This is a genomic window from Planococcus rifietoensis, assembly GCF_001465795.2.
Lineage (GTDB): Bacteria > Bacillota > Bacilli > Bacillales_A > Planococcaceae > Planococcus > Planococcus rifietoensis.
Window position 1 is genome coordinate 1,431,987 of record NZ_CP013659.2, and the last position, 13,412, is coordinate 1,445,398.

Consider the following 13,412-nt stretch of genomic DNA (forward strand, 5'->3'; position numbering starts at 1 on the left):
TAGCAAACGGGCAAACACGGGGCGGCTGTGGTAAACTGAGGCAAATGAAACTATAGGTGTGAACATATGAAACAGAAAAAACGAAAAAATTCCTCGCTTGTTTTGAGGTTCCTCATGTTATTGGCCTTTGTCCCGGCAGCGATCGTGGCATTTACGCTTCTCGCAGTAGTGGCATATTCGTATTACGGCGACACCGTCAAAGAAACGGTGCAAAAAGGGCAGGACCGCGTGTTTGAAGTGCCGTTTCCGGAAGAAAATATTACGCTTTACCAGGAAGCAGCCGATCGCTATGAGATTCCGTGGACGCTATTGGCTGCCCATCACCGCATCGAAACGAAATTCTCGACGATGGATCCATTGTTGTCACCCGTTGGGGCAGAAGGGCATATGCAATTCATGCCTTGCACATTCGTTGGCTGGAGCCATCCGACTTGTTCCGGTCAAGGACAAGGAGAAATTCCGCAAGCGGACAAGACCAACCCGGAAGTCATTGCAAAATACGGGGGCTACGGCGTGGATGCCAATGGCGACGGTTTAGCTGACCCGTACAATTTGGAAGATGCACTCCACAGCGCCGCCAATTACCTGGCGCAAAATGGTGCGGCAGAAGGGGACTTGGAGCGGGCGATATACCGCTACAACCATAGCGATGAATACGTAGAAGACATTCTTCATTATTACGGACGCTTTGAAGAACAATATAATAATTCATAAAAAAAAGAGTGGACCGAAGTCCACTCTTTTTTATTACGCGCGTTTGCGTCCTTTGTTCATTGATCCAAGGATCAAGCTAAGAACGAAGACGAAGATCAATGCACCGATTAGTGCCGGGATGATCGCTACGTCCCAAACTACTGGCCCCATGTCGCCTAGGAGCAAGCCGCCTAGCCATGCACCAATGATACCTGCAATGATGTTACCGATGATGCCGCCAGGAATGTCTTTCCCGAGGATTAGGCCGGCCAACCAACCGATGATACCGCCCATGATTAGATATAAAATGATTCCCATGTTTTTTCCAGCTCCTTCAAAATGTTTTATTATTATAAGTGCTACACTCTAGGTATAACCACATTCAGGACTTTTAAAACATGTAACAGTAAAAATTATCGTATTTGGGCGCCTAAAATAGTTTCAAAGTGCCGCATGGCATAGCGGTGGCCCGCATCATCGAAACTTGCGACGGCCTGTTCGTGGATGACAATTTGGAATCCTTCATTATAGGCATCAATCGCCGTATGCAATACGCAGATGTCCGTGCAGACACCGATGATATGCACTTCTTCGATACTGCGCTCGCGCAACATCAGTTCAAGGCGTGTTCCGGCGAACGCACTATAGCGGGTTTTATCCATCCAGACGATATTCTCTTGATGACGATCGTATACATCCTGGAGACGGCCGTATAACTTGCGGCCGTCCGTTCCTTTAATGTTATGGGGTGGGAAGAGCTTGGTTTCGGGGTGATAGGGATCATTTTCTTCATGCAAGTCCACCGGCATGACCACCAAATCGCCGTTTTCGAGAAATTGCTCCGTGATGAAGCAAAGTGCCTCTTCGATTTCCTGGCCAGGTGCCCCGCAAGTCAACGCGCCGTCTTGCGCCACAAAATCCACTGTATAATCCACTACCAGCAATGCTTTTTTCATCTCAATCGCCTCCTGTTTTCTTTTAGTATACCCGTTCCTGCCTAGCTTATTAATGGATACGAAAAAGAGAAAGTCTAGCATAAATAAATATCTTGCCAATATTCTGAAAACTAATTATAATAAACAAAACAGAAAAGGGGTGTGTTCCATGCAATACGAAAACCTGGAAAAACTCAATAAACAAGGGCTGTGGTTCACGGTCATCCACACACTCATCATTTTCAGCTTTGCGCTCGATTTTGGTTTTTTGGCCTAACCGCCGTATAAACAGGAAAGCATTACCTCAAAATTAAAACGAACCCATAAAAATCCACCCGTCCAATAGGAGCGGGTGGATTTTTATGCGGGCGGGTGGGCCTGACGTTTCATGCGCACGAGCGAATCCTTGAGCATGCGGGAAGCGGATTCGAGGGAGACGCCGAGGATTTCCTGGATCTCTTCCAGATTTTTGTGTTCGACCGCATACAAATGGTGGACATAGGCGAATCGGATATCGCCCGAACGCATCGGGGCGCCGACAAATTCGGCAAGTGCTTCCGTGTAGTCGGATAGCGAGCCCATCTGAAAATTGGTAAATTGGTCTTTTACTTTCGATGACAACAGGAAGGAAGTGCCGCGCGTTTTCGCCCGTTCGATCCCTTGTTCCATCACTGCTTCTTCGTATTCATCAAAGTGCAGCGTGCAGTGGTAGCCGTCTTTCTTTTCGACATCCAGATGGAGGCCGTCTGCGTCATTCAGGAAATTATCGATGTCGATTGTCACCATATCGCGAAGGCGCAAGCCTCTTAGATAAAAGACGTAAAGCAGTTTGGCATTGAGCGGCAGTTTAGCGGACTTCAACACGTCCGGCTTCTTTTCCAAAAGATGCCCGTAGTCGACTTCGATGTCGTGGGGCTTTAAATCAAGCTTATGGTTTAATTTGAATTTCGGCATAAAATCATTCGGGATCTTGCCAATCTGCCACATATAATCGAACCAGCGGCGGATGTAGATTAATTTGCGGTTCAAGGTGCTGTCTTTGATGCCAGCTTCTTTTTGTTCCAATAGGAATTGCTGAATGTCGGAGGGACGGATTTCATGGGGCTCCACCGATTTTTTGTAGGTCTTTCGCAAAAAGGCAAAAAGGGCGCGGATCAATTGGACTTCATGAACAACCGTGTTTGGGCTGATGCCGTTATCCAATCTGTATTTTTCATAACCGTATGGCATGGACATTCACCTCTCTAACTAGGTTTTATTCATTGTACCAGTTTTTGGGCGAAATAGAACGTACTTTCCCTTGTCCAGCAAGGGAATGACTGAAAAAGTTCTTTATTCATTCATAAGTAACAAACTACTTAAGGGTATTGTAAAAAAATCAAAACCCGCAAACAAGAAGCGCAAAATGGAGAGGAAAAAACGAATGATAATCGACAAACAGGGTATAAAGAAAGATAATGGGAAATAGAAATGAGGTGCAGCAATTGCGAAACGAAGAAAATGCAAGAATCCGCCATACGATCTTGAAGAAAGTCGAATCATACGATGACCAGGCGCTGAATGAAAAACCGTCAGAGAACGAATGGTCTGCCATGCAGATTTTGGATCATCTACATAAGATGGAGGAGGCGATTACAGCGGGCGTGGCCAAGACTGCTGAGAAGAACCAACGAAAAAAAGCGATGAAAAAACCGATCCAAGTCTCAGTCAGCCGCAAATTGAAAGTCGATGCGCCTAATCATACGGTGCCGGAGGACAGGTTTTTCACGTTAGAAGAAATGAAAGAAAAGTTGAATGATTCGAGAAACCGCCTGTATGAAGTCTACACGCATGCAGATGAAGAGACGCTTGAGAACAATTCTATGCCGCATCCTGTTTTCGGCGATGTGCCTCTCGTCCAATGGTTCCCTTTTATCGGCTATCACGAGAAACGCCATTTGGCCCAATTGGAAGAGACCTTAAGTAAAATCGATGAGAAAAAGAAATAGTCATTAGAAAAACTTATCGAAATGTATAATTTTAATGTAATTTACTTATGCACATTGTTTCGGTATGATGGAAGAGGAGAAAAGACGCGGTAACACGCCTTTTCAGAAGATTTAAAGGAGGAACACGATTATGGCAAAGAGCAGTTTGCACAACAGCCGCACGTCGTTCGAGCTTAACGGCAAGACGTATAATTATTATCGTCTCGCAGCACTCGAAGAAGCGGGGATCGCGAAAGTATCTCGCCTTCCGTACTCTGTAAAAGTACTATTGGAATCCGTATTGCGTCAGCATGACGGATATGTCATCAAAGACGAACATGTAGAAGAACTAGCAAAATGGGGCAAAGACGCAAACAAAGAAGCAGAAGTTCCATTCAAACCTTCCCGTGTCATCCTTCAAGACTTCACTGGTGTACCGGTAGTCGTTGACTTGGCGGCGCTTCGTTCAGCAATGGCTGAAATGGGCGGCGACCCGGACAAGATCAACCCGGAAATTCCAGTTGATTTGGTCATTGACCACTCGGTTCAAGTTGACCGTTACGGCACTGAAGATGCACTGCGCGCGAACATGGAACTTGAGTTTGAACGCAATGCAGAGCGTTACCAATTCCTCAACTGGGCTCAAAAAGCTTACGACAACTACCGTGCGGTTCCACCAGCAACAGGTATCGTCCACCAAGTAAACCTTGAGTACTTGGCAAATGTTGTCCACGCTATCCCAAATGAAGACGGCACATTCGAAGCCTTCCCAGATACGCTTGTCGGTACAGATTCCCACACGACAATGATCAACGGGATCGGCGTACTTGGCTGGGGCGTCGGCGGAATCGAAGCGGAAGCGGGCATGCTCGGACAGCCTTCATACTTCCCGATTCCTGAAGTTATCGGCGTGAAAATGACTGGCGAACTGCCAAACGGCGCAACTGCGACGGATTTGGCACTCAAAGTCACTGAAACTTTGCGTAAAAAAGGCGTAGTCGGCAAATTCGTCGAGTTCTTCGGACCTGGCGTTACGACATTGCCGCTTGCAGACCGTGCGACGATCGCCAACATGGCACCTGAATACGGCGCAACTTGCGGATTCTTCCCAGTGGACGAAGAAGCATTGACTTATATGCGTTTGACTGCCCGTACGGAAGAGCAAATCGCTGTCACTAAAGAATACTTGAAAGCGAACGATATGTTCTTCACAGTCGACAACGAAGACCCAATCTATACGGACCTTGTTGAAATCGACTTGACGACGATCGAACCGAACTTGTCAGGCCCTAAACGCCCGCAAGATTTGATTCCATTGTCGCAAATGAAAAAAGAATTCAACACAGCGATTACAGCTGCAGAAGGCCCGCACGGCTTCGCGTTGGACCAAAACGAAATCAACAAAACAGCGACTGTTAAATTTAACGACGGCAAAACAGCCGAAATGAATACGGGCGCTTTGGCGATTGCTGCCATCACATCTTGCACGAACACGTCCAACCCGTACGTTATGCTCGGCGCTGGATTGGTTGCGAAAAAAGCAGTTGAAAAAGGCTTGACGCCGCCGCCATACGTGAAAACGTCACTGGCACCAGGTTCGAAAGTCGTTACTGGCTACTTGAGCGATTCTGGCCTTCTTGACTACATGAACCAAATCGGATTCAACTTGGTCGGTTACGGCTGTACAACATGTATCGGTAACTCCGGCCCGCTCCTTCCTGAAATCGAAGAAGCGATCGTTGAAAACGACTTGCTCGTTTCATCTGTATTGTCCGGTAACCGTAACTTTGAAGGACGCATTCACCCGCTTGTAAAAGCAAACTACTTGGCATCCCCGATGCTTGTTGTAGCTTATGCACTTGCCGGTACAGTGGATATCGACTTTGAAGTAGACCCAATTGGTCAAGACCAAGATGGCAACGATGTATTCTTCAAAGACATCTGGCCTTCAACTGAAGAAGTGAAAGACGTCGTGCACAACACGGTAACGCCTGAATTGTTCCGTAAAGAATACGAGCATGTCTTCACTGAAAACGCTGAATGGAATGCCATCGAAACAAACGATGATTCATTGTATGCATTCGATGACAACTCTACGTATATCCAAAACCCGCCGTTCTTCACAGGCATGTCGAAAGAACCGGCACCGATCCAGCCGCTATCCGGCCTTCGTGTCATGGCGAAATTCGCTGATTCGATCACGACGGACCACATTTCACCGGCAGGCGCAATCGGCAAAGATACACCAGCTGGATTGTACTTGCGTGAAAACGGCGTTGAGCCGCGCAATTTCAACTCTTATGGCTCCCGTCGCGGTAACCACGAAGTCATGATGCGTGGTACGTTTGCCAACATCCGCATCCGTAACCAAGTCGCACCAGGCACTACTGGCGGCTTCACGACATTCTGGCCAACTGGCGAAGTTATGCCGATCTACGATGCATGCATGAAGTATCAACAGCAAGGCACTGGCCTTGTGGTTCTAGCCGGTAAAGATTACGGCATGGGCTCTTCCCGTGACTGGGCTGCTAAAGGAACATTCCTTCTAGGTGTCAAAACAGTCATCGCGGAAAGCTATGAGCGTATCCACCGTTCGAACCTTGTGATGATGGGCGTCTTGCCGCTTCAATTCGTCAACGGCGAAAGCGCTGATTCCCTTGGTCTGACAGGCCACGAAACAATCAGCGTCAACTTGTCTGACGATGTGAAACCGCGCGACGTACTGACGGTCACAGCTACTGCTGAAGATGGCAAAGTCACGGAATTCAAAGTCCTCGCACGCTTCGATTCTGAAGTGGAAGTCGACTACTTCCGTCACGGCGGCATCCTGCAAATGGTGCTCCGCAACAAATTGCTAGAAGCATAAAAAATAAAAAGGCTGCCTCCGGGCGGCCTTTTTATTTTGGGAAGAATCGTCCGTAAAGGATCTGGCGAGCTATGAGAAACACAGCTTCAGAGCCTTGTGCTTTTTGATCGCAATGCATGTCCTGTATACTAGAGGAGAGGTGAAGGAAAATGTACATAAGTGATAAAGAAATTGAGATCCGCTATGCGGAAACAGACCAGATGGGCGTTGTCTATCACGCCAATTACTTGATCTGGCTCGAGCTCGGGCGCACGCAATTGATCGAGGATCTCGGGTTTACGTATGCCGGCATGGAATCGCAAGGATTCCTGTCCCCGGTGACGGATATCTCCATCCAATACAAAGCAGCGCTGCGCTACGGACAGAAAGCGCGCGTCAAGACCTGGGTGGAGTCTCACGGCCGCTTGCGGACGACATACGGCTACGAAGTGCTCCATGAGGATGGCACACTCGCTGCAAAAGCGACCTCCGAGCATGTCGTGGTGAAAAAAGACAACTTCCGTCCCGTTCCGCTGGCGAAAGTGGCCCCTGAATGGGATGCCAAATACAAGGAAGTGGTGAGGGGGGCAGAAGATGGCATTCGGAATCCGACGACCTGAATTGGAACGCTGGAAACAGGATGTGCAAGACGGCCAGATCTCTTTTCTTACCCATTACTGGGTAGATCACCGATTCCCCGGCTGCAGCACAGTCACGAAAGTGGGCTGCAGCGACATCGACAAACTTGCTGACTGGGGCAGCCGCTATGGCTTGCGGCGTGAATGGCTGGACTTGCGCAATGACTACCCGCATTTCGACTTATTCGGCGACCGTCAAGCGGAAATTCTGGAGGCTGAAGGCCGCTTGGATCAATTGAATCGATTAACCAAAAACCCCAATGAATAGAGTGAATAAAAAAGAAGCATGGCGCAAAATTGCGTCATGCTTCTTTTGGTTCGTATGAATAACTCAATTCACCTAATGTATCATCTACGGTGACGTGCAGGTCATGTTCGTCGAAATACCACTGGTCGGCTTCTTCTATAAAATAAAGCACTTCATCTTCTTCGAGGCGGACCAGCGCTTCGTAGGGGCTGTCTTTCGTCACACCGAGCGAGAAGCCCGGCTGCAAACCGGCGCCTCCGTAGCGGACGAAAAACCGCACCGCTTCTCCAGCTTCGACTTCCATTTCGTTATGGAACCAATCTCGTGCATCTTTGCTCAAATGGATCTCCATGCAAACACGTCCTTTCGGGTTCTACCACTTGATCTTCGGTTCGGTACCTGCGCGAATTCTGGCGATGTTCGCACGATGCCGGTAAATGATGAACGTGGCGAGTGTGAAAATGACCGCCATGAACAGGTAATCGCCGGTATTGATCGTGTAGATGATCGTGTAAATAACTGAGACGACAGCCAAGATGATTGACGACAAGGATACCATCTTGGTGATCTTCAACGCAATCAACAAGACCGCGACGGCCAGTAAAAACAACGGCCATTGATACCCCAGCAAAATCCCTCCGGATGTGGCCACCGCTTTGCCGCCCTTAAAGCGCGCAAACACCGGAAACATATGGCCGATGACCGCGATGACGCCGAGAATCAGCGGGTGGACATCGGTAACCATGACGAGCGGCAAAAGCGTCGCGGCGGTGCCTTTTAGAATATCCAGGATGGTGACGACAAAACCCGCTTTTGGCCCAAGCACGCGGAAGGTGTTGGTCGCCCCTAAATTGCCGCTTCCTTTTGTTCGAATATCCGTATTGTAAAAAAGTTTTCCGATCCATAAGGCTGAAGGGATGGATCCGAGTAAATAAGCGATAATTACCGGAAGCAAAATGTCCATAATTGACTCCTTTGACGTACACTGTTTTCTTTTCTACAGTTTACCATGACCGAAGACACAGAAACAATAGATGGCGGATTATTCAACAAACGGCCCCGTTTCATGTATGATAGACTAAAAGGACAGGTGATTTTGTTGAAGAATCCAGACCGCACAGAAATCAAAGAAGTGCTCGACACGGCTAAAACCATTGCGGTGGTGGGCTTGAGCCCGAATCCGATGAGAACCTCGTATATGGTATCCAAAGCGATGCAAGATGCCGGCTACCGCATCATCCCGGTCAATCCGATGGCGGATGAAGTGCTGGGGGAGAAAAGCTACGCGACGCTTGCGGACATTCCGGAACCGGTCGACATCGTCAATGTATTCCGCCGCAGCGAATTTTTGCCGGCCATTGCCGAAGATTTTCTCAAAATCGAAGCCCCGGTGTTCTGGACGCAGCTGAACGTCGTCGATGAAGAGGTCTTCAATCGCCTCCAGGGCGCCGGCTATACGGTCATTATGGACCGCTGCATCAAAGTCGAACATGCCATCCTGAAATAGCAGCTTTCACGAAGGGCGCCTAGCGCTCTTTTTCTATGAACATTGACAGGAACGCCTGGAATGGCATACGATTAAAAGAAGACAGTATACGAACAAATGTTTGTTGGAGGGAAATAGATGGCAAAAACGAACAGCAATGCATACAACGAAGAAGCGATCCAAGTACTAGAGGGATTGGACGCTGTCCGCAAACGCCCCGGGATGTATATCGGTTCGACCGATGCCCGCGGGCTTCACCACTTGGTCTATGAGATCGTCGACAATTCCGTCGATGAAGCGCTTGCCGGATTCGGCGACCGCATCACGGTGACCATTCACGAAGACAATAGCATCAGCGTGCGCGATTATGGCCGCGGCATGCCTACAGGAATGCACAGAAGCGGCAAGCCGACACCGGAAGTCATCTTGACGGTGCTCCATGCCGGCGGGAAATTCGGCCAGGGCGGCTACAAGACAAGCGGCGGGCTTCACGGCGTCGGCGCATCTGTCGTTAATGCCTTGTCGAGTTTTTTGGAAGTGACGATCCACCGCGACGGGCGCAAATACCGCCAGCGTTTTGAAAATGGCGGCAAACCCGCAACAACTTTGGAAGAGATCGGCAAAACGAAAGAATCAGGCACCTTGATTCACTTTCTGCCGGACGAAAGCATCTTTAGCGTATCCAAATACAATTACGACACGCTGAGCGAACGCTTGCGTGAATCCGCGTTCCTCATGAAAGGCATGAACATCGAGTTGATCGATGAGCGCAGCCAGACCGGCGAGAGCTTCTTTTATGAAACCGGTATCAAAGCCTTCGTCGAATACTTGAACGAAGAAAAAGACGTGCTCCACAAAGTGGCGTATATGGAAGGCCAGAGCGACAGCCTCGAAGTCGAATTCGCGTTCCAGTTCAACGACGGCTATTCCGAAACGATCCTGTCGTTCGTCAACAACGTCCGCACACGAGACGGCGGGACGCACGAAACCGGCGCAAAAGCGGCAATGACCCGTGTATTCAACGATTACGCACGCAAAATCAATTTATTGAAAGATAAAGACAAAAATCTCGAAGGCTCCGACATCCGCGAAGGCTTAGCGGCCATCGTCTCGGTGCGCATCCCGGAAGCTTTGCTGCAATTTGAAGGACAGACAAAAAGCAAACTCGGCACAAGCGAAGCCCGCGGTGCCGTTGATGCGGTGATCTCCCAGCAATTGATGTACTTCCTCGAGGAGAACGCAGAACACAGTGCATCACTCGTCCGCAAAGCGATACGGGCGTCTCAGGCGCGTCTCGCCGCACGAAAAGCGCGGGAAGATGCCCGAAATGGCAAAAAACGCAAGAAATCCGATACTTTATTGTCCGGCAAATTGACGCCGGCGCAGTCGCGCAACGCCAAAAAGAACGAATTGTACCTTGTAGAGGGCGACTCGGCCGGCGGTTCGGCAAAACAAGGCCGCGACCGGACGTTCCAGGCGATTTTGCCGCTGCGCGGGAAAGTCGTCAATACCGAAAAAGCGAAATTGGAAGAAATTATGAAAAACGAAGAAATCGCCACCATCATCCACGCAATCGGCGGCGGCGTATCTTCCGACTTCTCCGTAGACGACATCGCCTACAACAAAGTCATCATCATGACCGATGCCGATACTGACGGCGCGCATATCCAAGTGCTGCTGTTGACGTTCTTTTACCGCTACATGAAGCCGCTCATCGAAGCAGGCAAAGTGTTCATCGCCTTGCCGCCGCTCTATAAAGTATCCAAAGGCGTCGGCAAAAAAGAAGTCGTCGATTATGCCTGGACCGAAGCGGATCTTGACGAATCGATCAAAAAAGTCGGCAAAGGCTATATGCTCCAGCGCTATAAAGGCCTTGGGGAAATGAACGCCGACCAATTGTGGGAGACGACGATGAACCCGGAATCACGCACCTTAATCCGTGTGACGATCGAAGACGGCGCGCGCGCCGAACGCCGCATCACGACCTTGATGGGCGATAAAGTCGAACCGCGCCGCAAATGGATCGAAAACAACGTCGACTTCGGCTTAGAAGACGACAGCAACATACTCGAAAATGATTTGATTCACGCTGAGGAGGAACTCGTATGACACAAACCGAACGTTTCCAAGATCTGCCCTTAGAAGAAGTCATCGGCGATCGGTTTGGCCGCTATAGTAAATACATCATCCAGGACCGCGCGCTGCCGGATGCCCGCGACGGGCTCAAGCCGGTACAGCGCCGCATCCTGTACGCCATGCACCACGAAGGCAATACCAACGACAGAGCGTTCCGGAAATCCGCCAAAACGGTCGGGAACGTCATCGGTAACTATCACCCACACGGCGATAGCTCGGTGTACGAAGCGATGGTGCGGCTCAGCCAAGACTGGAAAATCCGCCACATGCTTGTAGAGATGCACGGCAACAACGGCTCAATGGACGGGGATTCCCCGGCTGCGATGCGGTATACGGAAGCCCGGCTTTCCTCGATTTCCGGCGAACTATTGCGCGACATCGAAAAACGCACCGTCGAATTCATCCCGAATTTCGATGATGTGGACGTCGAACCGACCGTCCTGCCGGCGCGTTTCCCGAATTTGCTCGTCAACGGCTCGACCGGGATCTCTGCAGGATACGCGACTGACATTCCGCCGCATGCGCTGCATGAAGCACTCGATGCGGTCCTCATGCGCATCGACAAACCGGATGCATCGATCGACGAATTGATGACCGTCATCAAAGGCCCGGATTTTCCGACCGGCGGCATCATTCAAGGCGTCGAAGGCATCAAAAAAGCCTATGAAACGGGTCGCGGCAAAATCGTCGTCCGTTCCAAAGCGGCCGTGGAACCGTTAAAAGGCGGCAAGGAACAGATCGTCATTACGGAAATCCCGTTCGAAGTGAACAAAGCGAGCCTCATCAAGAAAATTGATGACCACCGCTTCGACCGCAAACTCGATGGCATTTCCGAAGTGCGCGATGAATCCGACCGCACAGGCCTGCGCATCGTCATCGAATTGAAAAAAGAAGTGCAGGCAGCCGGCATCTTGAACTATCTGTACAAAAACACCGACCTGCAAATCAGCTATAACTTCAATATGGTGGCGATCCATCACCGCCGTCCGACGATGATGACCTTGCCGACGATGCTCGATGCCTATATCGAACATCAAAAAGAAGTCGTGACGAAACGCTCGGAATTCGACTTGCAAAAAGCGAGCGACCGCATGCACATCGTCGAAGGCTTGATCAAAGCGCTGTCAATATTGGATAAAGTGATCAAGACGATCCGTGCGTCCAAAGACAAACGCGACGCGAAAAACAATTTGATCGCGAAATTCGAGTTTTCGGAAGCGCAAGCAGAAGCCATTGTCTCCTTGCAGCTTTACCGACTGACGAATACCGATATTACCGAGCTTGAAAAAGAAGAGGAGAGCTTACGGAAATTAATTGCCGAGCTAACCGGCATCTTGACGAGCGCGACGAAATTGAAAAACGTCATCAAAAAAGAATTGCAGGCGATCCGCAAGAAATTCGCGGAACCACGGCGCTCTGAAATCGAAGAAAAGATCGAAGAATTGACCATTACGCGTGAAATCATGATTCCAAGTGAGGAAGTGATTGTCACCGTGACGAAAGAAGGCTATGTCAAACGGACGAGCACCCGCTCCCATGCGGCCTCGAACGGCAAAGATTTTGCCATGAAAGACAGCGACCACCTGTTATTCGAAGGCAATCTCAACACGCAGCATACCGTGTTGATCTTCACGACCGGTGGAAACTTCGTGTTCCAGCCTGTCAATGAACTGCCGGACATCAAATGGAAAGACCTCGGCCAGCATTTGTCGAGCATCGTCACGCTCGATTCCAATGAAGCGGTGCTCGCGGTGTTCCCGTTCGAAGATTTCGAGCAGGATGCGACCATTTTAACCGTCTCCAAATTCGGTCAAGTGAAGCGTTCAGCGCTGAAAGACTATCAGGTGCAGCGCTATTCACGTGCCATCAAGACGATGAACTTGAAAAAAGGCGACGACATGATCTTCGCCGGCCTCGTGACGAATGAAACCGAATTGTTCCTGGCGACGAAAATGGCGTACGGCGTCCGCTTCCCGCTTGAAGAAGTTCCCGTAACAGGGCTCCGGACGGCCGGTGTCAAAGGCTTGAACTTAAAAGAAGGCGACGAAGCGGTGTCTGTGGTCATGATCGATCCAAAACAGCAGCCAGATCTCGTGCTTGCCACGCAGCGCGGAGCCGCCAAAAAGATGAAACTTAGTGAATTTGAAAGCGGCAGCCGCGCCAAACGCGGTGTTGTCATGCTGCGGGAATTGAAATCCAATCCCCACCGTGTGGTTGCTGTCATCGGCACAACCGGAAAAGAAGAAATTCTGCTCGAAACCACCAAAGGCTTGCGCATCGCGATTGCGCCAGGCCGCCTAAAAGCGGTCGACCGTTATTCCAACGGGTCGTTTATCGTAGACGAAGCAACAGACGGCGCCGTCACGTCAGCTCACTTAGTGCCCGCTACTGAATAATTTTAACAGGCGTTGAATGATTTATTCATTCAACGTCTTTTTATTATAGATTCATCTATTCACTAGAGA

The 13,412-nt window shown here is 49.8% G+C and carries 13 protein-coding genes; 8 read left to right on the plus strand and 5 right to left on the minus strand.

Annotated features, from left to right (window positions below):
* The first annotated feature begins 66 nt into the window (after positions 1-66).
* Positions 67-714: a lytic transglycosylase domain-containing protein gene (locus AUC31_RS07040; protein WP_058380727.1), complete on the plus strand. Its 648-nt coding sequence runs from the start codon at positions 67-69 to the stop codon at positions 712-714.
* 33 nt (positions 715-747) lie between these two features.
* Here AUC31_RS07040 and AUC31_RS07045 read toward each other — a convergent pair whose 3' ends face one another.
* From AUC31_RS07045 to AUC31_RS07055, 3 genes are all read right to left on the minus strand, one after another.
* Positions 748-1,011: a GlsB/YeaQ/YmgE family stress response membrane protein gene (locus tag AUC31_RS07045; protein ID WP_058380726.1), complete on the minus strand. Its 264-nt coding sequence runs from the start codon at positions 1,009-1,011 to the stop codon at positions 748-750.
* Between the two features lie 95 nt (positions 1,012-1,106).
* Positions 1,107-1,649, minus strand: coding sequence for a cysteine hydrolase family protein (locus tag AUC31_RS07050; RefSeq protein WP_058380725.1), 543 nt, complete (start codon positions 1,647-1,649; stop codon positions 1,107-1,109).
* A gap of 339 nt (positions 1,650-1,988) precedes the next feature.
* Positions 1,989-2,858, minus strand: a complete 870-nt coding sequence (locus AUC31_RS07055) for a site-specific integrase (RefSeq protein WP_058380724.1) — start codon at positions 2,856-2,858, stop codon at positions 1,989-1,991.
* Between the two features lie 245 nt (positions 2,859-3,103).
* Between AUC31_RS07055 and AUC31_RS07060 the strand changes: the two genes are divergently transcribed.
* The 4 genes from AUC31_RS07060 (at position 3,104) to AUC31_RS07075 (ending at position 7,346) form a co-directional block, all read left to right on the plus strand.
* Positions 3,104-3,616: a DinB family protein gene (locus AUC31_RS07060; protein WP_237150752.1), complete on the plus strand. Its 513-nt coding sequence runs from the start codon at positions 3,104-3,106 to the stop codon at positions 3,614-3,616.
* A 130-nt stretch (positions 3,617-3,746) separates the two neighbouring features.
* Complete coding sequence (acnA, locus tag AUC31_RS07065; protein WP_058380722.1) at positions 3,747-6,461, plus strand: aconitate hydratase AcnA; 2,715 nt, start codon at positions 3,747-3,749, stop codon at positions 6,459-6,461.
* 149 nt (positions 6,462-6,610) lie between these two features.
* A complete protein-coding gene (locus AUC31_RS07070) occupies positions 6,611-7,060 on the plus strand; it encodes an acyl-CoA thioesterase (protein WP_058380721.1) in 450 nt (149 codons plus the stop codon).
* A complete protein-coding gene (locus tag AUC31_RS07075) occupies positions 7,035-7,346 on the plus strand; it encodes a hypothetical protein (RefSeq protein WP_058380720.1) in 312 nt (103 codons plus the stop codon). The genes AUC31_RS07070 and AUC31_RS07075 overlap by 26 nt, the downstream gene beginning before the upstream one ends.
* A 34-nt stretch (positions 7,347-7,380) precedes the next feature.
* On the opposite strand, the gene AUC31_RS07080 is transcribed toward AUC31_RS07075, so the two are convergent.
* Both AUC31_RS07080 and plsY read right to left on the minus strand, forming a co-directional pair.
* Positions 7,381-7,677 carry a HesB/YadR/YfhF family protein gene (locus AUC31_RS07080; protein WP_058380719.1) on the minus strand — a complete coding sequence of 99 codons (297 nt, stop codon included), beginning with the start codon at positions 7,675-7,677 and terminating at the stop codon, positions 7,381-7,383.
* Positions 7,678-7,698: 21 nt separating this feature from the next.
* A complete protein-coding gene (gene plsY / locus AUC31_RS07085; protein WP_058380718.1) occupies positions 7,699-8,289 on the minus strand; it encodes a glycerol-3-phosphate 1-O-acyltransferase PlsY in 591 nt (196 codons plus the stop codon).
* Between the two features lie 129 nt (positions 8,290-8,418).
* On the opposite strand from plsY, the gene AUC31_RS07090 reads away from it, so the two are divergent.
* The 3 genes from AUC31_RS07090 (at position 8,419) to parC (ending at position 13,343) form a co-directional block, all read left to right on the plus strand.
* Positions 8,419-8,832 (plus strand): CoA-binding protein, encoded by a 414-nt coding sequence (locus AUC31_RS07090; protein WP_058383636.1) that lies wholly within the window; start codon positions 8,419-8,421, stop codon positions 8,830-8,832.
* Positions 8,833-8,949: 117 nt separating this feature from the next.
* Entirely contained in the window at positions 8,950-10,920 is a 1,971-nt protein-coding gene (gene parE / locus AUC31_RS07095; protein ID WP_058380717.1) for a DNA topoisomerase IV subunit B, read from the plus strand.
* Positions 10,917-13,343, plus strand: a complete 2,427-nt coding sequence (gene parC / locus AUC31_RS07100) for a DNA topoisomerase IV subunit A (protein WP_058380716.1) — start codon at positions 10,917-10,919, stop codon at positions 13,341-13,343. Before parE ends, parC begins: the two co-directional genes overlap by 4 nt.
* Positions 13,344-13,412: the final 69 nt, after the last annotated feature.